We start from the raw sequence: 26,813 nt of genomic DNA on the forward strand, positions 1-26,813 counted from the left end.
AGAGATGAAGCACCAATTCCTGCTGCCGGATCCGGGTGAGGGCCTGCTCGAGGCGGAGATCGTGGCCTGGAGGGTCGCGGCGGGGGACGTGATCGAGGTCAACGACGTGCTCGTGGAGATCGAGACGGCCAAGTCGCTCGTCGAGCTGCCGTCGCCTTATGCGGGCACGGTGGCCGCGCTGCTCGTCGCCGAGGGGACGACGGTGGAGGTGGGCAGCCCCATCGTCGAGATCGACGACGGCGTGGCCGGCGAGGAGCAGCCGTCGGCGCCGGCCGCTGAAGGCGGCCCCAACCTGGTGGGCTACGGGTCCTCAGACTCCGGTCCGACGCGACGCCGCCGTCGCGGGCAGGATGCCGACAGGGGGTCGGTCGCGGAGGCGATGTCGGCAGCCTACGAACAGCACGCGCCCGGCCGCCGCGCCGACGAGGTGCAGCCGGCGGGCGCCGTGCACGCCCGGGCGCAGGGCGATCCCCTGCCCACGCCGGGACAGGCGCCGGCCGAGTCCCAGCTGGTGCTCGCCTCGGATCCCGGGTCGGCGAAGGCCAAGCCGCCGGTGCGCAAGTACGCCAAGGACCTCGGCGTGGATCTCGGCTCGGTGATCGGCACCGGGCCCGACGGCACCATCACCCGGCGCGACGTCGAGGCCGCCGCGGCCTTCCGCTACCTCGACGAGCAGCCCAAGCAGGGGCGGATCCTCAACGAGTCCGCGTCGTTCCAATCCGCGTCGTTCGCCGGTGCCGGGCCGGCCTTCGGCTCCGCTCAGCCGGCGGGTGGGCAGGCCCACGCAGGCACGGCCTTCAGCGGCTCCACGTTCGGCGGCGGTTTCGGGCCGACGGAGGGTCTCGGCGGTTTCGACCCCCACCAGGGCCGCTCCGAGCGTCGCGTCCCGATCAAGGGTGTGCGCAAGGTGACCGCCGAGAACATGGTGCGTTCCATCCAGACGCATGTGCACGTCACCGAGTGGATCACCGTGGACGTCACGGGCATGATGGACTTCGTCGAGACGCTCAAGGGCCGCCGCGAGTTCACGGGGCTGAGGGTGTCGCCGCTGCTGGTCTACGCCAAGGCGATCTGCCTGGCGCTCGGCCGCAACCCGGAGCTCAACTCGTCGTGGGACGAGGAGAGCCACGAGATCGTCTACTACGGCGAGGTGAACCTCGGCATCGCCGCGGCCACGCCCCGCGGGCTCATGGTGCCCAACATCAAGTCCGCGCAACGGTTGAGCCTGCTGCAGCTGTGCCAGGCGGTCAACCAGCTGGTGCAGGTGGCCAAGGACGGAAAGCTTCAGCCCGGTGACTACGCGAAGGGGACGTTCACCATCACCAACGTCGGCGTCTTCGGCATCGACGCGGGCACCCCCATCATCAACGGCGACGAGTCGGCCATCTTCTGCATGGGTGCCATCCAGCGCCGCCCGTGGGTGGTCGGCGAGGGCGCCGACGAGCGCGTCGAGCCCCGATGGGTGAGCACGCTCGCGGTGGCGTTCGACCATCGGGTCATCGACGGCGAGCAGGGATCGCGGTTCCTGCACGACGTGGCGTCGATCCTGCAGGAACCCGCGCTGGCGCTGCTGTACTGAGCCCCGCCGGGGTCCACGCGAGGGGCCCCGTGTTTGGGCCGACGGTTTGTGGGTACGTGGCAGGTAACCACCCACCACGAGGAGGACCCCCCAGGTCATCGTCTTCCCGCAACGTAGCTGTCGCTCCCGAGCCAGAGTCCTCACGGCGACGGTTCGGTAAGGGCCATCAGCATGAGAAACCCGATCAGCCAGTGCGCACCCCGTGACGCCGAGGCACTCGCCGTCGTCCATCGGCGGTTGCTCAGGGTGCTCCATGAGGTGCGGATCGGCGTTCCGCCGGGGAGAGACGCCGCCTTCAACGCGTTTCGACGGCTCCTGGCCGCCCAGATGGCGGCCGATCGGATGTGTGCCTCGCTGGGGTTCGGCGGGTCGCCCGATCAGGGTCGGGCCGACCGGTTCCACGTGGCTGTGTCCACGTCGGTGACCATCCTCGAGTGCGTTCACCGCGACTCCCTCGACTTCGTGATCGAGGCAGGGCTGCTCGAGGAGATGCTGGCCGATCCCACCGCCCTGCAGGCAGGCGCACGTCGGGGGTGTGTCGCCGACGCGCCGGTGGGCTGGGGTGAGTACATGGGAGGCGAGGTTCAGCGGGTGGCGCGCGAGCTTCCCGCTGAGGATCGGATCACCTTCGCCCAGCTCCGGCGGACGGCGGAGGCCAGGCTACGGGTCCTGGGAGAGTGGGCCGTGGAGGCGATGGGCCGGGGCCGCCACAGATGACCCGCTGCCGGGATGTGGGCCCCGCGGGCAGCCCCTGGATATCCCGGTTCCGCGCACCGTCGGCGCGCTAGTGTGCGGCGTGACGACAATCCATGTCGGCACCGTCACATAAGGCCGAGCTCATGACCCTCCATCTCAGTGGCGCCCAGCGGGCATCAGCCACTGCGCCGACGTCCGCTCGGGGCGGGTGGCTGCCGGAACCTCAGCCGGACCAGGGCACCAGACCTACTTTGGCGCTGGTCGAGCCGGACTCCGAGCGCGCAGCCTTCCTCAGCAACTCGCTCTCCGACACCTACGACGTGCGCACGGTGGCCACTGTCGAGGAGGCCCACGACCTGCTTCGGGCCGATCCCCCTGAACTCGTGCTGGCGGATCTCACCTCCTCGTCCTCGGGGCTGGATTTCCTGCGTGCCCTGCGCGCGGAACCGGCGTTGGCCGACACGCCCGTGGTCCTGCTCGAGGACCACCAGGCAGGCGACGAGCCTGCCGCGGTCGACCTGCCCGGGGTGCGGATCCGTCTGGCCGCCGCCCTGGCGCGCGCCCGGCACCACTCGCTGGACGTCGCATGGCGCCGGGCCCTCCTGTCCGCGTTGCACGACGGCGTCCTGATCTTCGACGCCGCGGGCACGGTGATGGAGATGAACCCGGCGTTCGTCCGGTTGTTCGGCTACACGATGGCCGACGGGCCGTTCTCACCCCCCTACCCCTGGTGGCCCACGGAGGAGGAGAACGCCGAGCAGCTGGCCATCATCGCGGATCGGCACGCGTTGGCTCGCGCGGGGGCCTCCGGGGCCGGTGAGGCGTTGTTCTACGACTGCGAGCGCCGGCCGGTGTGGGTGTCGGTGGCCGACGCCCAGGTGCGTGACCCCGACACGGGCCTCAGCGCGACGATCCGCACATTCCGCGACATCACGCGGCAGATGGAGGCGCAGACCCGGCGCGCAGCCGCGGCGCTCGTGAGCGCCGATTTCGCTGGGGAGGACGACATCGCGACGCTGCTGGGCCTGGCCGAGCACGGGTTCGAGCTCCTCTTCGCCGGCCGCTGCACCATCCAGGTCGACCTCGGCAGCCCGGTGCTGTTCCGCGGGGGCACGACGGTGTCCGCCGACGACCTCCCTCCAGAGGTTCACGCCGGGTTGGGCGGACGACCCAGCGCGGACAGCGTCAGCTTGCGCCCCGGCATCCTGCTCGTGCCGCAGGCCAGCCTCGCCGACTGCCGGGCGTGGATCCAGTTCCCCCGTCGACGCCAGATCGGCCCTGACGAGATGATCGTGGCCGACCTCCTCGCCCAGGCCTTCGCCCTCGCCGTCGATCGCCTCATCCAGGCCCACCGCAGCGCGGACCGGCAGGAACACATGACCCGTGCCATCGAGAGCCACCGGCTGATCGGCCAGGCCGTCGGGATCCTGGTCGAGCGACACCGCGTGACACCGGCGGAGGCCTTCGAACGCCTCAAGAGGGCCAGCCAGCAGCGCAATGTGAAGCTGCGCGCCGTAGCGGAACTCGTCATCGAGACAGGCTCGGATCCGGAGTCCATCTGAGCGAGGGTCAAGCCCGCGTCGTGCAGCCGCGGCACGATGAGTCCACACTGGTACCCATGCCTTCGCCGACCCGCCTCCACGTCGACCTCGACGCCCTCCACGCGAACCTGGCCGTGGCCCGAGAGCTGGCGGGTGGACGGAAGGTGCTCGCAGCCGTCAAAGCCAACGCCTACGGCCATGGCCTGGTGGAGGTGGCCCGCAGCATCGAGGAGCGGGGATCGGCCGACTGGCTCGGCGTGGCCGTCACGACGGAGGCGCAGGCTCTCCGCCGGGCCGGCGTCACCCTGCCCATCCTGAAGTTCACGCCCACACTGGTCGACGACCTGCGCGAGGCGATCGACGCCGGCGTCACGCTCTCGGTGGGCGATGCGCGCGCCGTCGAGGAGGCGCAGGCGGCAGCCTCCACGGCCGGGACCACTGTGGACGTCCACCTCAAGCTGGACACCGGGATGCGGCGCGTGGGCGCCGAACCGCGCGACGCCGTCGCGATCGCAGGGCTGCTGGCGGCGTCGTCGCACCTGCGCGTGGGCGGCGTGTTCACGCACCTGCCCGTCAGTGATGTCGTCGACGGCGAGGACTTCACGCGCGACCAGTTGCGGCGCTTCGAGGTGGCGGTCGCTGACGTCGAGCGCGTGCTCGGCCCCGTCGAGTTCGTGCACGCCGCCAACTCGGGCGCGGTGCTGGGCCACGACCTCGGCCGCACCACCATGGTGCGCCCCGGCATCATGGTCTACGGCTCCTACCCTGATGCCGCGACCCCCCACACCCGGCCCCTGCGCGACGTTGGTCGCTGGACGTCGCGGGTGACGTTCCTCAAGCGGATCGCGGCGGGGGAGACGGTGGGATACGGCCGGTCGTGGCGGGCCCCGCAGGACACGTGGGTGGCCACCGTCGCGGTGGGTTACGGCGACGGATACTCGCGACTGTTGTCGTCGCGGGGTCGGATGCTGATCGACGGTCGCGCCTACCCCGTCGTCGGGCGGGTGTGCATGGACCAGACGATGCTCGACGTGGGGCCGGAGGAGCCGACGGTGGGCGTGGGCGACGAGGTGGTGCTCATGGGTACCAGCGGCGCCGAGCGGATCGGCGTGGAGGAGTTGGCCGAGTTGATGGGCACGATCACCTACGAGGTCACCTGCCTGATCACCGATCGCGTCCCGCGGACCTACTGAACCGCCATGCGTCGCTTGGATGGTCCCGGGCTGGGGACGGGAGTTGAGCCGGACACGGCTCCCGGTGGGCCCGCTTGAGCCTGACACGGCTCTCGCTGAGCCCGCTTGAGCCTGGTCTGGATGTCAACACGCAAAGTCGGGGACTTTATCGTTCAAGCCGTGTTCAGTGCCGGTTCCGGCTCCAGTGGCTTGCGCGAAAGCCGTGTCCGGCTCAAGGCCACTCAGCGAGAGCCGTGTCCGGCTCAACTCCCATCCAGCCCCGAGCTCACTCCCACCAGCGGTGCTACTCGGACGAGGTCTCCTCGGCGGAGGCGTCCTCGGCGTGGCCCGCCGACAGCTTCGGCCGCCGGCTCGGGAACTCGTTCATGGCATGGATGGCGATGGAACGGGTGGCCCACCCGTCGACGGCGGCTCCGAAACCGCCACCCACCAACGGGATCCGCTTGCCCACCCACACGCCGAAGCGCTTGCCGGTGATGGCGTTGAGGGCCCGGTCCAGCAGCGCCCGCGACACCTGGCCGTCGAGGCGGGCGTCGAAGACCGGAGCCGTGGCCACCACCAGCGGAGAGCTGGGCAGGATGCCCTTGCTGACCAGGTCTGCCATGGCACCCGGGCCGAGCATGACCATGAGGATGGCCGTGCGGACCCTGGGGTCCGTCAGTTCGTACCCGCGGAGATGGGCGATGCCGGCCACCAGGCGGGCCTGCAGAAAGGTGGCCGCCGCGATGTTGGCCGGGATGGTCACCAGTGAGACGAAGAATCCGCCCCAGTTCGTCACGAACCCCTGCCCGCCCGCCATGGCGACGTGCTGCGCGATCATGCGGGAGATGGCGGACTCGGCGTCAGAACGCTGGGCGAGCAGCTGCTTGGCGGAGTGCTTGGCGCCCGGAAGCTTGCCCCGGCCCTCGATGGCCAGCTCCAGCAACTCGTGGAACACATCCGCGGTGAAGCCCTCCGCCACCGCGACGACGTTCTGATCGCTCATCGGCGGTCCCCTTTCGTCCTTCCAAGCGTGTCACACGCCCGCAAACGCGTCGACCCCGGGATTTGTCGTTCCAGGCTGCCAGACTGGGTGGATGCTGGGAGCCACGTTCGGGCGGCCGGAGGACTGGCCGAGTCAGGATCTCATCGGGTTCTCCGAGGAGTTCGGCGCCGCACTGGCCCTCGAGGGATACGCGTGCGGGGTGTTCCCCATGCCCCTCCACCCGGACGGCTTGGAGATGGGCTGGTGGTCGCCCATGCAGCGCGGCCTGCTTCCGGTGCGCAACCTTCACGTCACCCGGTCCCTGCGTCGGTCCGCCAGGCGTTACACCACGACGGTGGATCAGGCGTTCCTGCGGGTGCTGGCGGCCTGCGGCGACCCGTCGCGGCCAGACGGATGGATCGACCAGCGGATCACGGACGCCTACACGGCCCTGTTCGAGGCGGGATGGGTGTACTCCGTGGAGACATGGGATGCCGACGGGCGCCTCGTCGGCGGGTTGTACGGGGTTCACCTCGCTGGGATGTTCGCCGGCGAATCGATGTTCCACGATCCGGTGCACGGCCGCGACGCCTCCAAGGTGGCGTTGCTGCGCCTCGCCGTCGAGCTGGCGGGCGCAGGGGTGGCGCTGCTGGATGTGCAGTGGCTCACGGAGCACCTCGGCACGCTCGGCGCCTACGAGATGCCCAGGGATGACTACCTCCAACGCCTCAGCCGGGCGTTGGAGCTGCCGCGCCTGCCGTGGAGCGACAAGGGCGCCATGGGCGGCGACGAACTGCTCCGGTCCTGGGATGCGGCGCGCGCAGGGGGGACACTGTCCCTGAGAGGAGTCTCGGATGCCTGAGTTGCCGGAGGTCGCCGCCCTGGCCGGCGCGTTGGACGAGCGGCTGCGCGGACGTGTCGTCGCGGCGGGCCACCTGGTGTCGTTCTCGGCGTTGAAGACCTACCGGATTCCGCTGGACGCGCTGGCCGGGCTTGAGGTGGAACGCGTGACCCGGCACGGCAAGTTCATCGACATCGAGGCGCAAGGCGTCCATCTCATCGTCCACCTGGCCCGCGCGGGTTGGATCACCTGGCACGACGTCGCACCCACGGTCCCTGCACGGCCCGGGAAGTCGGGCCTGGCGCTGCGGGTCGTCCTCGACGACGGGTCCGGATTCAGTCTCACGGAGGCGGGCACGCAGAAACACCTCGCGGTGTACGTGGTGGAGCGCCCCGAGGAGGTGCCCGGGGTCGCGGCGCTGGGCCCGGACCCGCTGGATCCGGGTTTCACCGTCGACGACTTCCGCTCGGTGCTGGCAGACGCGGGCCGGGCCCAGCTGAAGGGGGTGCTGCGGGATCAGAAGATCCTCGCCGGCATCGGCAACGCGTACAGCGATGAGATCCTGCACGCGGCGAGGCTGAGCCCGTTCAAGCCGGCCAACAGCCTCGACGGCGCCGCCGCGGCAGAGCTGTTCGGGCACCTGCGCGAGGTGCTCGGCCAGGCGGTGGCCGCGGCGGCCGAAGTGCCGATCGACAAGCTGAAGGACGCCAAGCGTGCGGGTATGCGGGTGCACGGCCGCGCGGGTGACGCCTGCGACGTCTGCGGCGGCATCATCGCGGAGGTGTCCTTCGCCGATTCGTCCCTGCAGTACTGCCCCGGGTGCCAGACCGGTGGGAAGCCGCTGGCGGACCGCCGGATGTCGAAGCTTCTCAAGTAGCGGCGTGCCCGGCGCCCCTACTATGTGGGGATGAGCGACGGGGGCATCCTGGACGACGTGCAGGACAAGGCCAAGGATGTTGAACACCACCCGGCCGCGGCCTGGCTGGCGGCCGCGGGCCACATCGTCAACGGCATCGTGCACGCCATCATCGGGGTGATCGCCATCGGCATCGCCCGGGGGGTCGGCGGATCGGCGGACCAGTCCGGCGCGATGCGCGCCATCGACGCGCACCCGCTCGGCTCCGTCGCGCTGTGGTTCGTGGGCTTGGCCCTGTTCGCGCTGGCGGCGTACTCGATCGCCGTAGCCATCGGTGAGATCACCGAGAAGAAGCGCGACGCGGCCAGGAGCGCCGGTCGGGCCGTCATGTACATCGTGGTGGGGGCGGCCGCCCTTACCTACGCATCAGGCGGCACCGCCGACGGCGAGGAGGCCACCGAATCGCTGAGTTCGGTGCTGCTGCAGAGCTGGTGGGGATCGGCGTTGCTGGTCCTGGCGGGCATCGTCGTCTTCGCCATCGGCGCGGCGATGATGGGGCGGGGCATCACGAGGTCCTTCCTCAAGGACGTCGACCTCTCGCCGAGGTTCCGCCGGTCGTTCACGGTGCTGGGTGTGGTGGGCTATCTGGCCAAGGGCCTTGCCGTGGCCATCGTCGGGGTCCTGTTCGTCGCGGCCGTCGTCAGCGGCGACGCGTCGGACACCGGCGGGCTCGACGGTGCACTCAAGTCCCTCGTCGGGGTGCCCGGGGGGCAGATCGTCCTCATCGCCATCGGCGTAGGCCTGATCCTGTACGGCCTGTTCTGCATCGCGCGCGCCACCACGACCGCCAACAAGGGCGACTGACGCTCAGGAGAGCCCGCGGCTGCTCCGGAGGCCCATGGCCTAACCTAAGGGCGTGCTCGGTTATTTCGGCCCCGCGGGGACCTTCACCCACCAGGCGTTGCGCACCATCACCGATGACGACGCCGTCGCCTTCGCCAGTGTGCGCGAGGCTCTCGACGCGGTGCGTCTCGGGGAGGTCCGCGGCGCCGTCGTACCCATCGAGAACTCGGTGGAGGGAGGGGTCTCGGCCACCCTGGACGAGCTGATCGCAGGCTCGCCGCTGGCCATCCGCGGCGAGATCGTCATCCCCGTCGAGTTCGGGCTGTACGTCCGGCCCGGCACCGCGATGGACGACGTGCACCAGGTGCTGACCCACGGGCACGCGGCGGCGCAGTGCCGTGACTGGCTGTCGCGGACCGTGCCCCAGGCCCACATCACGGAGGCGGGATCGACGGCGGGCGCGGCGGCCGAGGTGGCCCGCCCGGATTCGCGCTACGACGCCGCGGTGTGCGCGAGGGTCGCGGGTCAGCTCTACGGACTGGACGAGCTGGCCTACCAGATCGAGGACAACCCTGGTGCGGTGACCCGGTTCGTGGAGGTGGGGGTCGCGGGGCCGGTGCCCGTCCGCACCGGTGCGGACAAGACCACGCTGGTGGCCTACATGCGTGAGGACCACGCGGGGGCTCTGCTGGAGATCCTTGAGCAGTTCGCCGTGCGCGGCGTGAACCTGAGCCGGATCGAGTCGCGGCCGACCAAGACCACGCTGGGCTCGTACTGCTTCTCGATCGATGTCGAGGGGCACCTGCATGACAAGCGCGTCGCCGAAGCGTTGGAGGGGCTGCACCGCATCTGCCCCACGGTGCACTTCCTGGGGTCCTACGCGCGCGCGGACGAGACTCGCCCCGTCATCGGCCACGGTTTCACCGACGAGGAGTTCGACGCCGCCGCGCGGTGGGTGCGCACCCTCGGCTGACCGCCCCCTCGGCTGCTGTACCCCGACGCCGGCCATCTGCGTTGAGCCTGAAACTGGTCTCGTCGGGGTTGGAACGATCAAAACAGCGGATCCGGGCGTTGGGCCTCGGTTCAGGCTCGAGTAGCCCCCGCGAGAGCCGTGTCCGGCTCAAGGCGGTCCAGCGAGAGCCGTGTCAGGCTCAACTCTCAGGGGTGGAGGGGAGGACGACCCGCACGGCCGCCGGGACCACCTCGAAGCGGATCCGCTGAACCCTGCCCACCACGTCGCCGTCGACCTGGCACAACACGGGCTCGGCGAACTCGGCCACGACGCTGCGTCCCTCCACCCGGTCTAGCAGGGGCTCGTCCGTCGACCGCCGCAGCACCCCGCCGATCATGCGCGCCACATCACCGGCCGTCTGCGGCGACGCCACCAGCACCTCCAGCGTTCCGTCGTGCGCGCTCGCGGCCGGCATCAGCGACACTCCCGGGTACAGATCGCCGACGTTGCCCACCTCCACCAGCGACGCGTCGCGCTCCAGCGGTACCCTGCCGTCGACCGTCAACCGGAGAGCCACGGGCCGGGCCCGGATGTGGCCGATCCCGGCCCATACGTAGGCCGCGGGACCGAGCGAGCGCTTGAGGGCCTCGTCGGTGTCGTGGAGGACCGCGGCGTCGGCGCCCAGGCCCACCATCACCGCCGCGATCCCTTCGACGCCGCCGTCCAGGTCCGCGTACCGCAGCAGGTCCATGTCCTCCGCGGCCCCGGTGAACGCGACCCCCAACGCGCTGCCGGCGTCCAGAGGCACGCCGAGGTTGCGGGCCAGCAGGTTGCCGGTGCCGGACGGGAGGATGGCCATGGGTACCCGGCTGCCCTCCATCCCGGCGCAGACCTCCCGCACGGTGCCGTCGCCGCCGACGACGAGCACAAGGTCCGCCGCGGACTCGAGCGCTGCGCGCGCCATCCCCCCACCTGGATCGTGCTCGGAGGTGGCCAGCCAGATGGGCGGCGCCCAGCCGCGCGCCTCGGCGTCGTGCCCGACGAAGCGGTGCAGCAGGGCAAGGTCGCGCACCTTCGTCGGGTTGTAGATCACGACGAGGCGTCCGGGGCCGGTTCGTGCCGGGGCCGCCGGAAGCATGTGCACGTCACCGAGCACGCAGGCAGCGGACGCAACCAGGCCGCCGAACAGGACCCCGCCCACCACGTCGGTGACGAAGTGCGCTCCCAGGAGGAGCCGGTCTGCGGCCACCACCGCCACGGCCGCCGCGCCCAGGACGTGCGCCGCGACCCGCACCCGGCGAGGGCGCCGGGTGGTGGTGGCGAGCACGGCGACCAGCATTGCCGCGACCGTCGCGCCCACCGTGTGCGCCGACGGGTAGCTCATCGGGTCGCTGCTCACCAGATAGTCCCAGGGACTGGCGGGGCGGTCGCGGCCCACCGTGATCTTCAGCAGGGCCGTGCCTGTCACGGCCAGCACCACCGCGATCGCGATCGCCCGGGCCATCGCCCGGAACCGCCGGCGGGCGGCCCACCACGCGAGGACCAGCAGGAGCGGGTACACGACGATGGGGGCCGTCACCAATGCCACCGCCGCCGCGATCTGGCCGGCGACGGAGCGGTCGGAGACGGGGGAGTGGGGCCACAGGTCGTCGACGAACGTGGGGAGCAGCAGCGTCCACACCAGGAAGGCGACGCCGAAGGCCAGCGCCGCCCCGACCGTCACGCGCGAACGTCGCCCCATGCGCCGATTCTTCCACCGCGGCGCTCTGCGCGGGTGTTTCAGGCGGCGCGGAACGGATGCCGTCGGACCACCAGCCAGGGCAGCACGGCCGCGGCCATCACCACCCCGGTGACGGCGAACGCCCAGCCGAATCCGACGGCGTCCGCGATCGCCCCGGCGAGCATGGTGCCCGCGATCGAGCCCATGTCCATGGACATGGAGTAGGTCGACAGGGCCTGGCCGCCGTTGCGATTGGAGCCGATGATGTCGGCCATCAGGGCCTGGGACGCGGGGGCGATCAGCGCCGCCCCCGCCCCGGCCAGGGCGGACAGAGCCAGGAAGACCCAGAGCGAGTCCACCCATCCGAAGAAGACGGTGGCGACGGCGGACACGGCGAGGCCGAGGACCAGGAACGGCCGCCGCCCCATGCGGTCCACCAGCCGGCCCGTGGCCTGCTGCGTGACGGCGTTGCCGAGGGCGAAGAGCGTGAGCGCGATGCCCGCCGCCTGATTGCCGATGGTGGGCACGGCGGCCGCCATGAGGGGCAACAGCGCGATCCGCACCCCGAAGTTGGACCAGCCGTGCGCGAAGCCGGTGACCAGCAGCGCCCGGTAGTAGGGCATCCCCATGGCCTCGGCCAGCGTCATCCGCTCCTGGTGCTCACCCTTGACGGGCCTCCCGCCCGTGCCCCCGCGGAGGAAGATCAGGACCACCCCGGCGGCGAGGAACACGGCGCCGGCGTAGATGAAGAACGGCGCCCGTAGCCCGAGCCCCTGCATCGCCGAGCCGAGGATGGGGCCGAGGATGTTGCCCAGCAGGAACGCGGTGCCGTACATCGACGACGTGTGCCCGCGCTGGGCGGGGGGTGACAGGCGGACCAGCAGGGCCATCGCCGAGACGGTGAACATCACCGAGCCCATGCCGCCGATGCCGCGGAACACCAGGAGCATCCAGAAGTCGGTGGCGAGCCCGCTGAGCGCGCTGGAGCCGCCCACGATGAGCAGGCCCACCAGGTAGACGCGTCGTTCGCCGAGCTTGTTGACCAGCGCACCGCCTGCGGGCGCGAAGATCAGCCGGATGAAGGCGAAGACCGACACGATCGACGACGCCGCCATCAGCCCCACGTCGAAGGACTGGGCGAACTGGGGAAGGATCGGGGCGACGATGCCGAACCCCAGCGCGATGAGCATCGCGGAGGCTACCAGCACCCAGATCTCGGCAGAGATCGGCTCTCTCTTCGCCGTCGCACTCTTCTCCGTCACCCGCCTACCCTAGGCGACGGTCGATCGCGTCAAAACGCCCCCACGCTTCGGTGGGTGCTCTCCTCAGGCCCAAGGGTGGTGGGGACAGCGCGATGCGGGCGTCGGTAGGGTAGAGGCATGATTGATCCGAAGTGGCTCCGCGTGGATCCAGACCGCATCCGACGCTCCCAGGCCGCCCGCGGCGCCTCGGTCGAGCTCGTCGATGAGCTGATCGCCGCGGACGAGGCCCGCCGCGCCTCGATCCTCGCGTTCGAGACCCTCCGCGCCGATCAGAAAGGCCTCGGCAAGGAGGTGGCCCGGGCGAAGGGCGACGAGCGCGTCGCCATCCTCGAGCGCAGCAAGCAGCTGGCGGCAGATGTGAAGACGGCCCAGGCCGACGCCGACACCGCCGGCGCCGCGTTCGACGTCCTCATGAAGCAGGTCGGCAACCTCGTGCTCGACGGCGTCCCCGAGGGCGGCGAGGATGAGGGCGTGGTGATCGAGACCGTCGGGACCCCGCGGGACTTCGCCGCCGAGGGCTTCGAACCGAAGGACCACCTGGAGATCGGCGAGCGCCTGGGTGCCATCGACATGGAGCGCGGCACCAAGATCTCGGGGTCGCGGTTCTACGTGCTCACCGGAGTGGGCGCCCAATTGGAGCTCGCGCTGCTCAACCTCGCCATGACCAAGGCCGCCGAGTGGGGCTTCACACCCATGATCCCGCCGGCGCTGGTGAAACCGTCGGCCATGGAGGGCACCGGTTTCCTCGGCCAGGCGGCGCAGGACGTCTATCACCTCCCGGCCGATGACCTCTACCTCGTCGGGACCTCGGAGGTGGCGCTGGCCGCCTTCCACTCCGACGAGATCCTCGACGCCGCCACCCTGCCGCGACAGTACGTCGCCTACTCCCCGTGCTTCCGGCGCGAGGCCGGCTCCCACGGCCGCGACACCCGCGGCATCTTCCGCGTGCACTGGTTCGACAAGGTGGAGATGTTCGTCCACTGCGCACCCGAGGACGCCGAGGCGTGGCACGAGAAGCTGCTCGGCTTCGAGAAGGAGTTCCTCACGCTGCTCGAGGTGCCGTTCCAGGTGCTCGACGTGGCGTCGGGCGATCTCGGCCTCTCCGCGGCCCGCAAGTACGACTGCTACGCCTGGCTGCCCACCCAGCAGCGCTACCGCGAGGTGACGTCCACGTCGAACTGCACCGAGTTCCAGGCCCGGCGGCTCGGCATCCGGGGCAGGTTCGACGACGGGGTCCGCCCGGTCGCCACGCTCAACGGCACGCTGTGCGCCATGACCCGCATCATCATCATGCTGCTGGAGAACCACCAGCAGGCCGACGGCTCGGTGCGCGTCCCGGAGGCGCTCCGGCCCTACCTGGGTGGCCGGGAGGCGCTTGCCTAACCCACCCGCCGTTGGGGCGCCGGCAACCGGGCGTTCACCTGCACGTGGCAGGCTTCGCCCACCCGGCCCCCGTCGGCACACCGCAAGAGAGGTTCATCTGTGTCCGTGAAGTTCAGCCCGAAACTGGTGGCCCTAGACATCGACGGCACGCTCGTCGACCCGTTCGGGGAGATGCCGCCGGAGGTCCGGGACGCCGTGCGTCGCGTCGTCGACGCCGGGATCCCGGTGGTGCTGTCCACGGGACGCTCCTGGCTTGCCACCGAGACCATCTTCGACCACCTGGATCTGCCGGCAGGCTGGGCGGTGTCGTCGAACGGCGCCATGGTGGTGACCTACCCGCCGTTCGAGATCCGCCACGAGTCGCGGTTCGATCCCGGGGACACGGTGCACCGCGTGGCCGAGCTCGCGCCCAGTGCCTGCATCGCGGTCCAGGACGGGATGCACTGGCGGGTCAACCGGCCCTTCCCCGAGGGCGAGCTGCTGGGCGAGGTGAGCATCGAGAGCATCGACGAGCTGGCCTCGCGGGAGGTGTCGCGCGTCATCGTGCGGGATCCGCACAGCTCCGAGGAGGTGTTCGACGGGCTGGTGAGCCAGTTGGGGCTGCACGAGGTGGCCTACTTCATCGGCTGGTCCGCGTGGCTGGACATCGCGCCGCTGGGGGTGGACAAGGCGCACGGCCTCCAGATCGTGTGCGACGAGTTGGGCATCGACGCGGCCGATGTCCTGGCCATCGGCGACGGCCGCAACGACATCGAGATGCTCGAGTGGGCCGGCCGGGGGGTGGCGATGGGCGACGCCCCGGACGTGGTCAAGGAGGCGGCGGACGCCGTCACAGGCAACTTCGCCGACCTCGGCACCGTCGAGGAGCTCGACCGGTGGTTCCCGGCCCTCGTGTCATGTGGTCAGGGACCGGGAGTGGACCTCACGCGGTACCAGCGGTAGCCGTAGCCCTCCAGGCTGACGGACAGACTGCCGTCGTGCACCACCGTCGCCTCCCCGGCGAGCAGGTCCTCCACGACGTCCTCGTCTCCGAACGCGTCGGCGAGCGAGACCGACACCGGATCGGCCGAGAAGTTGTGTACCGCCACCACCGCCGACCCGTCGAGCGACACCTGGTGCGCCAGCACCGACGCGGACTCGGTCTCGATGACGGAGAAGTCTCCCCATCCCACCTCGGCGCGGCGGCGGCGGATGCTGATCAGTGTCCGGATGAAGGACCACAGCGAGTCCGGGTCGTGCTCCTGGTCTGCGAAGTTGACGTGCTTGGGGCCGTACCCGTCCGGTGTGACGCGCTGGATCAGCTTCCCGGGCTTCGCCATCGAGAAGTCTCCGTTTCGGCCCGGCCCCCACTGCATCGGGGTGCGCACGGCCATCCGGCCCGGGGCCTCGAGGTCTTCGCCCATCCCGATCTCCTCGCCGTAGTAGAGGGTGGGCGTGCCGGGCAGGGAGAACATGAGGCTGTAGGCCATCCGGACGCGTCTCGGGTCTCCGCCGAGCATGGGTGGCAGTCGTCGCTTGAGGCCGCGGTCGTAGACCTGCATCGCCTTCTCGGGGCCGAACGCCTCGAAGACCTCGTGGCGCTCCTCCTCGGTGAGCTTGTCCAGGGTCAGCTCGTCGTGATTGCGCAGGAACGTGGCCCACTGGCAGGTGTGGTGGATCGGCGGCCTGTCCTCCAACGCCTTGATCAGAGGGCGGGGATCCTGCCGGGCCAGCGACAGGTAGGTGGCCTGCATGGCGATGAAGTCGAACATCATCTGCAGTTCGTCGCCGACGTCACCACCGAAGAACTCCCGTTGCTCGGCGTGCGGCACGTTCACTTCGCCCAGCAGCACGGCGTGGCCCTTGCGCCGCTGAAGGAACGCGCGGATCTGCTTGATGACGTCGTGGGGATCCACGGGCATCGTCCTGGTGCCCGAGTTCTGGGTGTTCTGGAGCAGGAACGGCACGGCGTCGACGCGGAAACCGTCGATGCCGAGCTCCAGCCAGAATCCGACGGTGCGCAGGATCTCGTCCATCACGGCTGGGTTGGCGAGGTTGAGGTCGGGCTGGTGCGCGTAGAAGTGATGCAGATACCACTCGTCCGTGCGGTGGTCGAGCGTCCAGATCCCGTCCTCCTCGCCTGGGAACACCACCTCGGCCGAGGTGTCGCCGGGGTCCGTGCCGCGCCACACGTAGTAGTCACGGAAGGGGTTCGTCGTGCTCCGCCGCGACGCCACGAACCACGGGTGCTGGTCCGAGGTGTGGTTGACGATCAGGTCTGCGATCACCCGGATGCCGCGATCGTGGGCGGTGCGGATCACCTCCACCAGTTCACCGTGGTTGCCGAGCCGAGGGTCCACGCCGTAGAAGTCCTTGACGTCGTAGCCGTCGTCCCGATCGGGTGAGGGGTAGAACGGCATCAGCCACAGGCAGTTGACGCCGAGCTGGGCCAGGTAGTCGATGCGATGGGAGAGACCCGCCAGGTCACCCACGCCGTCGCCGTTGGCGTCGAGGTAGGTCTCGATGTCGAGGCAGTAGACCACCGCGCTCTTCCACCACAGGTCGCTGGTGTCCGTGATTCTCATGGTGGGTCTCCTTGTCAGCGGGCGTTCGGCAGCACGTACTCACCGAACGCGTCGAGGTAGGCGGTCTGATGCTGGCCCACGTAGTGCAGGTAGATGTCGTCGAAGCCGAGGTCGGCATACTCCCGGATCCAGGTGGCGTGCTGCTCGAGGTCGTCGGAGATCCGCACCACCTGACGCACGGAGTCCAGCGTGACGTGCTTCGACGCCGCGTCGAAGCCCTCGACGGTGGCGATGTCCCAGGACAGCGGATCCCCGAGCACGTTGGAGCGCCACTGGTCGAAGGCGATCTGCTCGGCCTCCTCCATGGTCGGGGCCCAGGACAGGTGCAGCTGCAGCGCCAGGGGACCCTGGCCGTCGGCGTCACGGTAGGCGGCGATCACCTGCCGCAGCGTCGCGTGGTCCTGGTTCACCGTGATCAGGCCGTCCGCCCAGGCGGCCGACCGGGCGGCGGACTCGGCCGAGACGGCGGGCGTCAACAGCGCCGGGCGCACCTCGGGCCGATCCCACACCTTCGCCCGATCGACGGTGATCAGGCCGGAGAAGCTGACCTCCTCGCCGTCGAGGAGGCGCTGGATCACCTCGACGCACTCCTCAAGACGCTCGATCCGCTCCTCCTTGGCCGGCCAACGCTCCCCGGTGATGGACTCGTTCATCGCCTCGCCGCTGGCCAGCGCGGTCCAGAAGCGGCCCGGGAACATCGACGCCAGCGTGCCGATCTTCTGCGCAACGACGGCGGGGTGGTACCGCTGGCCCGGCGCGCACACGCAGCCGAACGCGAGCCCGGTGGTGGCCAGCGCCGCGCCCAGCCAGGACCACGTGTAACCGGAGTGGCCCTGCCGCTCTGACCACGGCTTGTAGTGATCCGAGCACATGGCCATGTCGAATCCCACCCGCTCGGCGTGCTGGACGTCGAGCAGGAGTTGGCGCGGCGAGATCTGTTCGTGGGAGGCGTGGAAGCCGATTCGCGTCATGCCCCCACTCTTGTGGCACAGGACCCCGCGATTCAAGGTTTCGCCCAAACTGGGTAGCTTCGGCGACGGTGTCAGGCCGCGGCGGCGCGGCGCGATCCTCTCCGGACCTCCGACGCCACGGCCATGACCTCGCGTGGGGTCGGCCGGGGGCGGTCCGAGGGCCGCACCGCCAAACCCTCCTCCTCAATCTTGCGGAGATGACGCTTGATGGTGGACACCGAGCAGCCGATCTTCGACGCCAGGACGCTGAGCGGTTGCGTGGGGTGCGCGGTGCGGAGCCGGTGGATCTCGTGGCGGTCGAACTGACGGCCCGACGGTGCCCCGGCCAGCGCGTCGAGATTGTCCGGCGGCACCTCCACGCCGAGCCGCAGGCGGATCTCCTGGCGCTGGCGTCGGGTGGTGCCGGCGACGAAGCCGGATACGTCGAACCTGGTCACGGCGTCCGTGAGGCATCGGGCCTGAAGTGGGCAGGAGGCGCACATCGCGTCAGCCTGCGACTCGAGCATCGACTGCTCACGGCGCTCGCCTCCTGACCCGGCAGAGGCTCCGTCCTCGAGCAGAGGGTGGAGAAAGATGGTCGGATACTTCACGCACGGCGTCACCTCGGCCATGAACTGCCCCCTTGTTCAAGCTATCGTCAGGGGACTGCATCCCCGGTATCAACGGTCCCAAGAGGAAGCGGGTGGACGGGCGCTCGACGATGGGCGCTGCTACCCGAAAAAGGTGAGTAGGCAACGCAGCGCTTTTGAGTGCGGATACTCAAATGGCGAGCGTGACACGCTCCGCGGCCGTCGTCGACGTGCCCGTGACAGGGTGCTTTACCCGCCGTTCACCTGGAAGCGGGAAGTGTTACCTTTCGGCTATTGCACGGCGGGCCGTGCGCGTGCTGAGCGCCGGGACTTCAGTCGGTGCCGGACTCCATCGAGGAACCTGCCACGGCCTCGTCGACGTCGGAGGGCCCGGTGGCGCCCAACTCGGCGATGGCGGCCGCGCCGCCCGCCTCAAGCCGTCCGATGAGGTCCTGGTGGCTCGACAGCAGCGTGCCCTGGGCTGCGTAGAGCTCCAGCTTCTCGCGCGAGTCCGCGATGTCCAGGTTGCGCATGGTCAGCTGGCCGATGCGGTCTGTGGGCCCGAACGCGGCGTCCTCGACGCGCTCCATGGACAGCTTGTGCGGCTGGTACGACAGGTGCGGACCGCGGGTGTCCAGGATGGTGTAGTCGTCTCCGCGACGGAGCCGCAGGTCCACCTCGCCGGTGACGGCGGAGGCCACCCAGCGCGTGATGGACTCCCGCAACATGAGCGACTGAGGATCCAGCCACCTTCCCTCGTACAGCAGGCGGCCCAGGCGCAGGCCCTCTGAGCGGTAGTTGGCGAGCGTGTCCTCGTTGTGGATGGCGCTGAGCAGCCGCTCGTAGGCGATCCACAGCACCGCCATGCCGGGTGCCTCGTAAATGCCGCGGGACTTCGCCTCGATGATGCGGTTCTCGATCTGGTCGCTCATGCCCAGCCCGTGGCGGCCGCCGATGGCGTTGGCCTCCATGACCAGCGCCACCGGGTCGTCGAAGCGCACTCCGTTGATCGCGACGGGGCGGCCGAGCTCGAAGCGGACGCTCACGTCCTCGGCGGCGATGTCCACGGTCGGGTCCCAGTACTTGACGCCCATGATGGGCTCGACCGTCTCGAGTGACACGTCAAGGTCCTCGAGGGTCTTGGCCTCGTGCGTGGCGCCCCAGATGTTGGCGTCGGTGGAGTAGGCCTTCTCCTTGGAGTCGCGGTAGGGGAGCTTGCGCTCGGTGAGCCACTGGCTCATTTCGTCGCGGCCGCCGAGCTGGCGGACGAACTCCTCGTCGAGCCACGGCTTGTAGATGCGCAGCTGCGGGTTGGCCATGAGGCCGTAGCGGTAGAACCGCTCGATGTCGTTGCCCTTGTAGGTGGAGCCGTCTCCCCAGATGAACACATTGTCGTCGGCCATCGCGCGGACCAGCAGCGTGCCGGTGACAGCGCGACCGATGGGGGTCGTGTTGAAGTACGCCTTGCCGGCGGAGCGGATGTGGAATGCGCCGCAGGCCAGGGCCGAGAGTCCCTCCTCGACGAGCTGGGTCCGGCAGTCCACCAGTCGCGACAGCTCCGCCCCGTACTGCAGCGCGCGGCCCGGCACCGACTCGATGTCAGGCTCGTCGTACTGGCCGATGTCTGCGGTGTAGGTGCAGGGGACGGCCCCTGCCTCCTTCATCCAGGCGACGGCGACGGAGGTATCGAGGCCGCCGGAGAATGCGATGCCGACGCGCTCGCCGACGGGAAGGGAGGTCAGGACTTTGGACACGGAGACACTGTAGATGATCGTCACCCGCACCAGCAGGGCCGTCCGGCCGGCGTGACCGCTGAACGTCGGGTCTCGGCCATGGCGCTTTGGCATGGACAGGCGCACTATGGATGCAGGGCCAAATGATGGGGGCGTCATGTCAGTGTCGGCGGACACGGAAAAATGCCCAGTGACGGTCATGTAGTTGCCCGCTGGCGGTCATGAAATCTGCCCGGTGGTGGCCATGGGATCTGCCCGACACGACATCCGTTGCCTGCCGCGTCCGCGGTCGGCGTCCCTTCCTCGAGTGCGATGAGTGGTGCTGAAGCACTGTTCGTCACCCGGGAAGGGACATCTTGAAGTCTGCCGAGGAAATCATGGAAATCTTGGATGCTTACGATCTGACCGGGTCGTTGCGTGACACCGCCGAGTTGGTGGGGTGTTCCCATCACACGGTGAAACGCTATGTGGAGGCCCGCGACAAGCTGGGTGGCCCGCCGTCGGGGACGGCCCGCCGGCCGCAGTTGATCGACGACTACCTGGAGAAGGTCGAGGAGTGGGTCGAGCGGTCGAAGGGGAAGGTCCGCGCCGACAGGGTCCACCAGAAGCTGGAGTGGCTGGGCTACACCGGCTCGGAGCGCACCACCCGCCGAGCGGTCGCGGCCGCGAAGACCGCGTTCCGGGTCGGGAACCGCCGGGTTCATCGGCCGTGGGTGACCGAGCCCGGGATGTGGTTGCAGTACGACTACGGCGACGGGCCGTTGATCGACGGGGTCAAGACGGTCCTGTTCGTCGCCTGGGTCGCGTGGTCGAGATTCCGGGTGGTGCTGCCGCTGCGGGACAAGACCCTGCCCTCGGTGTTCGCCGCCTTGGATGTCACGTTCCGCCGGATCGGGGGCGTCCCGACGTATGTGTTGACCGACAACGAGAAGACCGTCACCAGTGAGCACATCGCCGGGATCCCGGTCCGGAACCAGCAGCTGGTCGCCTTCGCCTCGCATTATGCGGTGACGGTTCACACATGTGTTCCGGCGGACCCGGCGAGCAAGGGCGGCACCGAATCATCGGTGAAGCTCGCGAAGGCCGACCTGGTGCCCACCGACGCCAACCTGCGCGACGCCTACGACACGTTCGCCGACCTCGAAGCCGCCTGCGAGGCGTTCTGCGACTTGGTCAACGCCCGCCCGCATCGGGTCACCCGCCGGGCCCCGGCCGAGATGCTGGCCGAGGAACGCCCACGGTTGCATCCTGTCGCCGCGGCGCCGTTCACGGTCGCGTTCGGGACCACGAGGGTGGTGCCGGACAACACGCCGATGGTGAACTTCGAACACGGCCAGTACTCCGTCCCTCACCGGCTCTGCGGCGAGACGGTCTGGGTCCGCGTCCACGGCCGCGGCGCGGATGAGCAGATCGTGATCTGCCACCTCGACGACGCGGGCCCGGTCGAGGTCGCCCGCCACCGACGCGCCACCCCAGGCACGCCGATGCTTGAGGGGCTGCATTTCCCGCCCGCCCCGGCCGGGGCCCTGGAGCGGTCACCCAGGGCGAAGACGGTCGCTGACACCGAGTTCCTCGCCCTCGGTGAAGGGGCGCGGATCTGGCTGGTCGAGGCCGCTCACGCGGGCACCGGGAAGATGCGGGTCAAGATGGCCGCCGCGGTCCAGCTGGCACGCCTGTTCAACCCCGCCGACGTCGACTGGGCCTTGGGGCATGCCGCCGTCCACGGCCGCTTCGCCGAGGCCGACCTCGCCTCCATCCTCGACCACCACCGCAGCCGACCCCACCCCCAACAGCTGCAGGCCAGCGAGGACCAGTCCCTGACCCAAGGCACCCGCGGCTGGGCCACCTACGGCACCAACCCCGCCCAGGAGATCGCCTCATGACCGCACCGAAGGTCGCCGTCCCCGTCGCGGGAGTCCCGGTCGCCCCGCCGCTACCGGCCGATCTGGAAGGCCTGCTGCGCCGGATGCGGTTGCCCTACATGCGGGCCCAGGCACCTGACATCCTCGCCACCGCCCGAGCGCAACGCTGGGACCCCGCCGAAATCATCAAGGCCCTCCTCATCGAAGAGGTCACCGGAAGGGAACGCTCCGCGCTCGCCACCCGCCGCACCGCCGCCGGGTTCCCCACCGGGAAAACCTTCGACGCCTGGCAGCCGACCGCCTCATCGATCCCGGCCCCCACCCAACAAGCACTCCGGACCCTGGAATGGGTCGGTCGGCGGGAGAACCTCGTCGTCTGCGGCCCCTCCGGCACCGGGAAGACGTTCTTCCTCGAAGCACTCGGCCAACACGCCGTCGAACAAGGACTACGCGTCGCCTGGTTCACCCTCGAAGACCTCGGCCTCCTGCTGCGCCGGCACCGCGCCGACGACACCGTGTCGAAAGCCATCGCCCGGATCCTGCGCGCCGACGTCGTCGTCGTCGATGACATCGGCCTGCTGCCCGTGTCCCACGACGCCGCCGAGGGCCTCTACCGCTTGGTCGACGCCGCCTACGAGAAACGCTCCGTCGCGATCAGCTCCAACCTCCACCCCGCCGGCTTCGACGAACTCATGCCCAAAACGCTGGCCACCGCCACCGTCGACCGGCTCCTCCACCACGCCCACGTCTGCCAAACCAGCGGCGACAGCGTCCGCCTCACCCAAGCACTCGCCGGCCGGGGGGTGACCCCCTTGCACTAACCACGCCCTCGACCGAGGTGGATGGCCAACAACCCCCTGGGGCAGATCCCATGGCCACCACCGGGCACTTCTCGTGACCGCTACCGGGCAGGTTTCATGTCCGCCTCCGGGCAGAAACCAGTGGCCCTTGACATGTCAGCGCAGCAGCGGACGTCAAGAAGAGCGATCGTGTCGCGTCTTCTAGTGACAGTCCTCGTCGTCCTCGCGTCCTTCTCGGGGGCTCCCCGCGCCGAGGCCGCGGACCTCTTCGGCCACGATGTGTCGTGGCCCCAATGCCCGGCGCCCGCGGGGTACGGCCTCCCGATGCCGCCGGCCACCACTCAGTTCGTCATCATCGGGCTCACGCGAGGGCTGGCGTTCACGCTCAACCCCTGTCTCGTCAGTCAAGTGCAGTGGGCGACGTCGCGGTCCAAGCCCGCGCACGCGTACGGGATGGCCACATATCCCACTGCGGCCCAGCTGACCAAGTACGGCACGTGGGGACCATGGCGGTCCACCACTCTGGCGGCACGACTCAGCAACGTCGGCTACGCGCAGGCCAAGGACTCGGTGGCCTACCTGTCCCAGGTCGGGTGGAGGCCGCCGGTGGTGTGGATCGACGTGGAACCCCGGCCCGCGCAGCCGTGGCCGAGCGGGACTGCGGTGAAGCGTGCGCTGAACCGCGCCGTCGTGGAGGGGTTCATGAGGGGTCTGTCCGACTCCGGCTACGCATACGGTCTTTACTCCTTCACGAATGGGTGGAACGAGATCGTCGGTGGCTGGAAGCTCCCCGCTGTCCCCGTGTGGGCCACTGCGGGTCGGCTCGACTATGCGAACGAGGCTCTGGACCGCTGCACGCAGGCGAGCTTCTCCGGCGGGCCCGTACTCATCTCGCAGTGGTACGACGACACCCGGGACTACGACCGCACCTGCGGCACCTACCAGTTCACGGCATTCGCGAAGCCGCTGCCGACGATGACCGGATTTCTCAACGACCTCAACGGTGACTGGAAGAACGACCTCCTCGCACGCAGTCCCGACGGGAAGCTCTGGCGCTACGCGGGCAACGAGCGGGGACAGTTCACCAGGCAGCAGATTGGCACGGGCTGGGGTGTGATGAACCTCCTCGAGGTGGTGGGTGACGCCAACGGCGACGGCAGCAGCGACTTCGTCGCCAGAGAGTCTTCGACGGGCGACCTGTACCTCTACGTCGGCTACGGGTACGGCGGGCCCACCCGCAAGAGGATCGGCAACGGCTGGAACGGCATGGGCGACATAGCCGGCGTCGGCGACTTCAACGGCGACGGCAGGACGGACCTGCTCTCCGTGCAGAAGTCGACCGGGGAGCTCTGGCTCTACAAGGGCGACACATTCAGCGGTCAGAAGCGCCAACGGATCGGCACTGGGTGGAACGTCATGGATGTGCTCGTCTCCACCGGAGACTTTAATTCCGACGGCGATCCCGACCTCATCGCGCGTGAGCGCAGCACTGGGTACCTGTGGTTCTACCCCGGGAACGGCACGGGGAGCCTGCTCGCGCGCACCAGGCTCGGGACCGGCTGGGGGGCGATGGACATGATCGAGGGCATGACCGACCTCGACGGTGACAGGTCCCCTGATCTCGTTGCTCGGCAGAGGAGTAGCGGCGCAATGTACCTCTATCCAGGCACCGGCACCGGCAGCCTGCTGCCCCGCGTCACCCTCGCGCATCCCGCCGGAGGCACGTGGTCCAGCTTGAACGTCTTGGCCTGAGTGGCTCAGACCAGGACGCTGCGGGCCTCAGTCGATGGTGATGAACCGATTGGTCCTCGCGGATTCGATCATGGCCTCGCACACCTCGACGACGCGTGCGCCCTGCTCAAGGGTGACGATGTCCGCCTCCTTGCCCAGCACGGCGTCGCGGAAGTTCTCGTGCTCGGTGCGCAGAGGCTCGGGCTTCGGGATCTCGTAGCGGGTCACGTCACCCTCGGACACGCCGCGGAACTGCGCGATGTCGTGCCAGGTGTTGACGATGCTGCCGTTGGCGTAGAAGGTGAGGTCGGCGGTGAGGGTGTCCGCGATGTACATGCCCTTCTCGCCGGTGACGACAGTGAGCCGCTCCTTCGTTGGAGTCAGCCAGTTCACGAGGTGGTTGGACATCAACCCGCCCTCGAGCTGGCAGGTGGCGGAGACCATGTCCTCGTATTCGCGGCCGGCCTTGAACATGGTGCGTGCCGCCACCAGTTCGTACTTGCGCTGGGTCACCCAAGCGGTCAGGTCGATGTCATGGCTGGCGAGGTCCTTGATGACACCCACGTCGGCGATGCGGGCAGGGAACGGGCCCTGACGCCTGGTGCACACCTGGTACAGGTCCCCGAGGTCCCCGGCTTCCAGCCGCTTACGCAGGCTCTGGAGTGCGGGGTTGTAGCGCTCGATGTGGCCGACGGCCCCGACCAGCCCCTTGTCGGCGAACGCCTTGACCAGGGAACGGGCCCCCTCCACGGTCTTCGCCAGGGGCTTCTCGATGAGCGCGTGCACGCCGGCCTCGGCCAGCTTCAGGCCGATCTCCTCGTGGTACATGGTGGGCGCGGCCACGACGACGTAGTCCAGACCCTGCGCGAGCAAGGCGTCGATGTCGGGGAGGACCTCGAGGTCGCCCGCGAGACCATGCGGGTCGCCTGCTGCGTCTGCGACGGCCACCAGGTCCACACCATCGATGGAGCGAAGGTTCCGGGCGTGGTGGCGCCCCATCATGCCGAGCCCGATCAGGCCGGCGCGGAGGTTGGCCATGCTCACGCACCGGCCTTCGCGAGGGCGTTGACGGCCATCACGATGCGCTCGAGGTCCGCCTGGCTGAGGGAGGGGTGCACAGGCAGCGACAGGCACTCCTTCGCCGCGCGCTCCGTCTCCGGCAGCTCGACGTCTGCCATGAAGGGCTTGAGGCGGTGGTTGGGTACGGGGTAGAACATGCCGGAGCCCACGTTGTACTCCTCCTTCAACGCCCTGGACAGCCCGTCGCGGTCACCTGCGACGCGGACCGTGTACTGGTGGAACACGTGCACGGCGCCGTCGGCGATAGGCGGGGGAGTGACGCCCTCGAGGTTGGCGGACAGGAATGCAGCGTTCTCCTGGCGGGAATTGGTCCAGGCCCCCACCTTGGTCAACTGCACCCGGCCGATGGCGGCATGGATGTCCGTCATGCGGTTGTTCAGTCCGACGACCTCGTTGTGGTACTGCTGGAGCATGCCCTGGTTGCGGTACAGGCGGAGGTTCCGCTCGATCTCCGCGTTCGCCGCGGACACCATGCCGCCCTCGCCCGAGGTCATGTTCTTGGTGGGGTAGAGCGAGAACATGGCGAACTCACCGAACGCGCCCACGGGGGTGCCGTTGAGTGCGGCGCCGTGCGCCTGCGCCGCGTCCTCGAACAGCATGAGTCCGTGCTTGTCCGCGATGGCGCGCAGTTGCTCCATCTTGGCGGGGTGGCCGTAGAGGTGCACTGGCATGATCGCCTTGGTGCGCTCGGTAACGGAGGCCTCGACCGACGCGGGGTCGAGCGTGAAATCGTCCTCCGCGATGTCGGCGAACACGGGCGTGGCACCGGTCAACGCGACCGAGTTGGCCGTCGCGGCGAACGTGAAGGAGGGGACGATGACTTCGTCGCCTGCACCGATCCCGCAGCTCAACAGGCCGAGGTGGAGGCCCGAGGTGCCTGAGTTGACCGCCACGCATGCGCGCCCGAGCTGAAAGTGCTCGGAGAACTCGGTCTCGAAGGCGGCCACCTCCGGGCCCTGGGCGATCATGCCTGATTGCAGGACGCGGTCCACCGCGGCGCGCTCCTCGTCACCGATCAAGGGCTTCGCGGGAGGGATGAAGTCGTACGTCATGCGGATTCCTTTACGAGTCTCAGAGTGTCGCCGGACTGCTCAAATTCGTCGCCGGTCTTGGGGTCCCGGTAGGTGTTGTCGCCGGTCTGCTCCAGCGGGAAGCCGGATCGGCCCACCCACTTGATGCGCCGGGCAGGGGCGCCCGCGACGAGCGCGTAATCCGGGACGTCGCGGGTGACGACTGAGCCAGCCGCAACCGTCGCCCATGCTCCGATGGTGACCGGCGCCACGCACACGGCCCTGGCGCCGACCGAGGCGCCCTGCCTGAGCGTCACTCCGACCGGCTCCCAGTCGTGCGCGCTCTTGGCGGTGCCGTCGGGATTGATCGCCCGGGGGAACGTGTCGTTGGTGAGGACTGCAGCCGGGCCGATGAAGACGCCGTCCTCCAGGTACGCGGGCTCGTAGACGAGCGCGTAGTTCTGGATCTTGCAGTTGTTGCCGACGTGCACGCCGGTGCCGATGTAGGCGCCACGGCCGACGACGACGTTCTCTCCGATGTCCGCTCCGCTGCGCACCTGCGCAAGGTGCCAGATGGAGGATCCGTCGCCAATGTTGACGTTGTCATCGAGGTCTGCCGAAGGCAGAATCCTGGGCTCAGCCATGTGAAGTCTCCAGTTGATC

The 26,813-nt window shown here is 69.4% G+C and carries 23 protein-coding genes; 13 read left to right on the top strand and 10 right to left on the bottom strand.

Annotated elements, in window-relative coordinates:
• Window positions 1–4 precede the first annotated feature (4 nt).
• The 4 genes from ACX1D0_RS14230 to alr all read left to right on the top strand — a co-directional run bounded on the left by ACX1D0_RS14230 (window position 5) and on the right by alr (window position 5,009).
• A complete protein-coding gene (locus ACX1D0_RS14230) occupies window positions 5–1,579 on the top strand; it encodes a dihydrolipoamide acetyltransferase family protein (protein ID WP_459018656.1) in 1,575 nt (524 codons plus the stop codon).
• Window positions 1,580–1,750: 171 nt separating this feature from the next.
• Window positions 1,751–2,296 carry a hypothetical protein gene (locus ACX1D0_RS14235; RefSeq protein ID WP_459018657.1) on the top strand — a complete coding sequence of 182 codons (546 nt, stop codon included), beginning with the start codon at window positions 1,751–1,753 and terminating at the stop codon, window positions 2,294–2,296.
• Window positions 2,297–2,418: 122 nt separating this feature from the next.
• Window positions 2,419–3,837: an ANTAR domain-containing protein gene (locus tag ACX1D0_RS14240; RefSeq protein WP_459018658.1), complete on the top strand. Its 1,419-nt coding sequence runs from the start codon at window positions 2,419–2,421 to the stop codon at window positions 3,835–3,837.
• 56 nt (window positions 3,838–3,893) lie between these two features.
• Entirely contained in the window at window positions 3,894–5,009 is a 1,116-nt protein-coding gene (alr, locus tag ACX1D0_RS14245) for an alanine racemase (protein ID WP_459018659.1), read from the top strand.
• 283 nt (window positions 5,010–5,292) lie between these two features.
• Here alr and ACX1D0_RS14250 read toward each other — a convergent pair whose 3' ends face one another.
• Complete coding sequence (locus ACX1D0_RS14250) at window positions 5,293–5,994, bottom strand: hypothetical protein (RefSeq protein WP_459018660.1); 702 nt, start codon at window positions 5,992–5,994, stop codon at window positions 5,293–5,295.
• Between the two features lie 91 nt (window positions 5,995–6,085).
• On the opposite strand from ACX1D0_RS14250, the gene aat reads away from it, so the two are divergent.
• The 4 genes from aat to pheA are packed head-to-tail and all read left to right on the top strand — an operon-like array spanning window position 6,086 to window position 9,486.
• The gene (gene aat, locus ACX1D0_RS14255) at window positions 6,086–6,835 is read left to right on the top strand and encodes a leucyl/phenylalanyl-tRNA--protein transferase (RefSeq protein ID WP_459018661.1); all 750 of its coding nucleotides are present in this window, start codon (window positions 6,086–6,088) and stop codon (window positions 6,833–6,835) included.
• On the top strand, window positions 6,828–7,691 hold the full coding sequence (locus ACX1D0_RS14260; RefSeq protein WP_459018662.1) for an Fpg/Nei family DNA glycosylase: 864 nt from the start codon (window positions 6,828–6,830) through the stop codon (window positions 7,689–7,691). The genes aat and ACX1D0_RS14260 overlap by 8 nt, the downstream gene beginning before the upstream one ends.
• 30 nt (window positions 7,692–7,721) lie before the next feature.
• Window positions 7,722–8,534 (top strand): DUF1206 domain-containing protein, encoded by an 813-nt coding sequence (locus tag ACX1D0_RS14265; RefSeq protein ID WP_459018663.1) that lies wholly within the window; start codon window positions 7,722–7,724, stop codon window positions 8,532–8,534.
• 52 nt (window positions 8,535–8,586) lie between these two features.
• Window positions 8,587–9,486 carry a prephenate dehydratase gene (pheA, locus tag ACX1D0_RS14270; protein WP_459018664.1) on the top strand — a complete coding sequence of 300 codons (900 nt, stop codon included), beginning with the start codon at window positions 8,587–8,589 and terminating at the stop codon, window positions 9,484–9,486.
• Window positions 9,487–9,664: 178 nt separating this feature from the next.
• On the opposite strand, the gene ACX1D0_RS14275 is transcribed toward pheA, so the two are convergent.
• Both ACX1D0_RS14275 and ACX1D0_RS14280 read right to left on the bottom strand, forming a co-directional pair.
• Window positions 9,665–11,206, bottom strand: coding sequence for a bifunctional phosphatase PAP2/diacylglycerol kinase family protein (locus tag ACX1D0_RS14275; protein ID WP_459018665.1), 1,542 nt, complete (start codon window positions 11,204–11,206; stop codon window positions 9,665–9,667).
• A gap of 38 nt (window positions 11,207–11,244) precedes the next feature.
• Window positions 11,245–12,447, bottom strand: a complete 1,203-nt coding sequence (locus ACX1D0_RS14280) for an MFS transporter (protein ID WP_459018666.1) — start codon at window positions 12,445–12,447, stop codon at window positions 11,245–11,247.
• Between the two features lie 117 nt (window positions 12,448–12,564).
• Between ACX1D0_RS14280 and serS the strand changes: the two genes are divergently transcribed.
• A complete protein-coding gene (gene serS, locus ACX1D0_RS14285) occupies window positions 12,565–13,830 on the top strand; it encodes a serine--tRNA ligase (RefSeq protein WP_459018667.1) in 1,266 nt (421 codons plus the stop codon).
• Between the two features lie 105 nt (window positions 13,831–13,935).
• On the top strand, window positions 13,936–14,772 hold the full coding sequence (locus ACX1D0_RS14290) for an HAD family hydrolase (RefSeq protein ID WP_459020459.1): 837 nt from the start codon (window positions 13,936–13,938) through the stop codon (window positions 14,770–14,772).
• Here ACX1D0_RS14290 and ACX1D0_RS14295 read toward each other — a convergent pair.
• From ACX1D0_RS14295 to argG, 4 genes are all read right to left on the bottom strand, one after another.
• Window positions 14,733–16,394, bottom strand: coding sequence for an alpha-amylase family protein (locus tag ACX1D0_RS14295; RefSeq protein WP_459018668.1), 1,662 nt, complete (start codon window positions 16,392–16,394; stop codon window positions 14,733–14,735). The genes ACX1D0_RS14290 and ACX1D0_RS14295 overlap by 40 nt on opposite strands.
• Window positions 16,395–16,408: 14 nt before the next feature.
• Window positions 16,409–17,365, bottom strand: coding sequence for a TIGR03885 family FMN-dependent LLM class oxidoreductase (locus tag ACX1D0_RS14300; RefSeq protein ID WP_459018669.1), 957 nt, complete (start codon window positions 17,363–17,365; stop codon window positions 16,409–16,411).
• Between the two features lie 71 nt (window positions 17,366–17,436).
• Complete coding sequence (locus ACX1D0_RS14305) at window positions 17,437–17,955, bottom strand: WhiB family transcriptional regulator (protein ID WP_459018670.1); 519 nt, start codon at window positions 17,953–17,955, stop codon at window positions 17,437–17,439.
• Window positions 17,956–18,266: 311 nt separating this feature from the next.
• Window positions 18,267–19,688, bottom strand: a complete 1,422-nt coding sequence (gene argG, locus ACX1D0_RS14310; protein ID WP_459020460.1) for an argininosuccinate synthase — start codon at window positions 19,686–19,688, stop codon at window positions 18,267–18,269.
• Between the two features lie 335 nt (window positions 19,689–20,023).
• Between argG and istA the strand changes: the two genes are divergently transcribed.
• The 3 genes from istA to ACX1D0_RS14325 all read left to right on the top strand — a co-directional run bounded on the left by istA (window position 20,024) and on the right by ACX1D0_RS14325 (window position 24,081).
• Window positions 20,024–21,550: an IS21 family transposase gene (gene istA, locus ACX1D0_RS14315; protein ID WP_459017652.1), complete on the top strand. Its 1,527-nt coding sequence runs from the start codon at window positions 20,024–20,026 to the stop codon at window positions 21,548–21,550.
• On the top strand, window positions 21,547–22,350 hold the full coding sequence (istB, locus tag ACX1D0_RS14320) for an IS21-like element helper ATPase IstB (RefSeq protein ID WP_459017651.1): 804 nt from the start codon (window positions 21,547–21,549) through the stop codon (window positions 22,348–22,350). Before istA ends, istB begins: the two co-directional genes overlap by 4 nt.
• A 168-nt stretch (window positions 22,351–22,518) precedes the next feature.
• A complete protein-coding gene (locus ACX1D0_RS14325) occupies window positions 22,519–24,081 on the top strand; it encodes an FG-GAP-like repeat-containing protein (RefSeq protein WP_459018671.1) in 1,563 nt (520 codons plus the stop codon).
• A 27-nt stretch (window positions 24,082–24,108) separates the two neighbouring features.
• Here ACX1D0_RS14325 and ACX1D0_RS14330 read toward each other — a convergent pair whose 3' ends face one another.
• Genes ACX1D0_RS14330 through ACX1D0_RS14340 form a run of 3 tightly spaced genes read right to left on the bottom strand, consistent with a single transcriptional unit; the run spans window position 24,109 to window position 26,794 of the window.
• A complete protein-coding gene (locus tag ACX1D0_RS14330; protein ID WP_459020461.1) occupies window positions 24,109–25,098 on the bottom strand; it encodes a Gfo/Idh/MocA family protein in 990 nt (329 codons plus the stop codon).
• Window positions 25,099–25,100: 2 nt separating this feature from the next.
• A complete protein-coding gene (locus tag ACX1D0_RS14335) occupies window positions 25,101–26,192 on the bottom strand; it encodes a DegT/DnrJ/EryC1/StrS family aminotransferase (protein WP_459018672.1) in 1,092 nt (363 codons plus the stop codon).
• A complete protein-coding gene (locus tag ACX1D0_RS14340) occupies window positions 26,189–26,794 on the bottom strand; it encodes an acyltransferase (RefSeq protein ID WP_459018673.1) in 606 nt (201 codons plus the stop codon). The genes ACX1D0_RS14335 and ACX1D0_RS14340 overlap by 4 nt, the downstream gene beginning before the upstream one ends.
• Window positions 26,795–26,813 lie beyond the last annotated feature (19 nt).

Source organism: Tessaracoccus pujii (assembly GCF_054483895.1).

Bases quoted from the DNA above. Each gene is read 5' to 3' on its own strand.
- ACX1D0_RS14295 (WP_459018668.1), bottom strand. From the start codon at position 16,394: ATGAGAATCACGGACACCAGCGACCTGTGGTGGAAGAGCGCGGTGGTC.
- istB (WP_459017651.1), top strand. From the start codon at position 21,547: ATGACCGCACCGAAGGTCGCCGTCCCCGTCGCGGGAGTCCCGGTCGCC.
- ACX1D0_RS14335 (WP_459018672.1), bottom strand. From the start codon at position 26,192: ATGACGTACGACTTCATCCCTCCCGCGAAGCCCTTGATCGGTGACGAG.
- ACX1D0_RS14230 (WP_459018656.1), top strand. From the start codon at position 5: ATGAAGCACCAATTCCTGCTGCCGGATCCGGGTGAGGGCCTGCTCGAG.
- serS (WP_459018667.1), top strand. From the start codon at position 12,565: ATGATTGATCCGAAGTGGCTCCGCGTGGATCCAGACCGCATCCGACGC.
- ACX1D0_RS14340 (WP_459018673.1), bottom strand. From the start codon at position 26,794: ATGGCTGAGCCCAGGATTCTGCCTTCGGCAGACCTCGATGACAACGTC.
- ACX1D0_RS14330 (WP_459020461.1), bottom strand. From the start codon at position 25,098: ATGGCCAACCTCCGCGCCGGCCTGATCGGGCTCGGCATGATGGGGCGC.
- ACX1D0_RS14240 (WP_459018658.1), top strand. From the start codon at position 2,419: ATGACCCTCCATCTCAGTGGCGCCCAGCGGGCATCAGCCACTGCGCCG.
- ACX1D0_RS14235 (WP_459018657.1), top strand. From the start codon at position 1,751: ATGAGAAACCCGATCAGCCAGTGCGCACCCCGTGACGCCGAGGCACTC.
- ACX1D0_RS14265 (WP_459018663.1), top strand. From the start codon at position 7,722: ATGAGCGACGGGGGCATCCTGGACGACGTGCAGGACAAGGCCAAGGAT.
- aat (WP_459018661.1), top strand. From the start codon at position 6,086: ATGCTGGGAGCCACGTTCGGGCGGCCGGAGGACTGGCCGAGTCAGGAT.
- alr (WP_459018659.1), top strand. From the start codon at position 3,894: ATGCCTTCGCCGACCCGCCTCCACGTCGACCTCGACGCCCTCCACGCG.
- ACX1D0_RS14250 (WP_459018660.1), bottom strand. From the start codon at position 5,994: ATGAGCGATCAGAACGTCGTCGCGGTGGCGGAGGGCTTCACCGCGGAT.
- ACX1D0_RS14275 (WP_459018665.1), bottom strand. From the start codon at position 11,206: ATGGGGCGACGTTCGCGCGTGACGGTCGGGGCGGCGCTGGCCTTCGGC.
- ACX1D0_RS14300 (WP_459018669.1), bottom strand. From the start codon at position 17,365: ATGACGCGAATCGGCTTCCACGCCTCCCACGAACAGATCTCGCCGCGC.
- ACX1D0_RS14260 (WP_459018662.1), top strand. From the start codon at position 6,828: ATGCCTGAGTTGCCGGAGGTCGCCGCCCTGGCCGGCGCGTTGGACGAG.